1 protein-coding gene is annotated in these 337 nt (G+C 40.4%); it reads right to left on the reverse strand.

All coding sequences use genetic code 11. The features are described from left to right. Nucleotides 1-202: 202 nt before the first annotated feature. Nucleotides 203-337, reverse strand: a 135-nt coding sequence (locus GUI70_RS25465) for a helix-turn-helix domain-containing protein (RefSeq protein WP_161884541.1), incomplete at its 5' end; no start/stop codon positions are given.

The raw sequence follows: 337 nt of genomic DNA on the forward strand, positions 1-337 counted from the left end.
ATTTTGTAGGTCATGGCGTGTTAGTTCATCAGCTCTTTTCTTACCGAAACGTATTCGATTGCCTTTATTTGGTTGTCAAAGAACGTTTGGCTTGTTAGCCTATCAAAACCTACTGAACACACAATATGCTTTGATGGAATAACAAACCTCCCAAATCGGGAAGCGTGGATACGATTCGACACGCTTCCACGAAAAAATGGGACTATTTAATTTCGAACGATAAAATCTTAGAGATGTGTTTCGTTTCCATTCTGCCACGTAGGGTTTCATCAATAACCATATGAGACTTTCCATATTCGTCTGTCATGCGACGTAATGAACGTTTGGAGGGATACCC

Source organism: Deinococcus alpinitundrae, from assembly GCF_009982895.1.
Classification (GTDB): Bacteria; Deinococcota; Deinococci; order Deinococcales; family Deinococcaceae; genus Deinococcus; species Deinococcus alpinitundrae.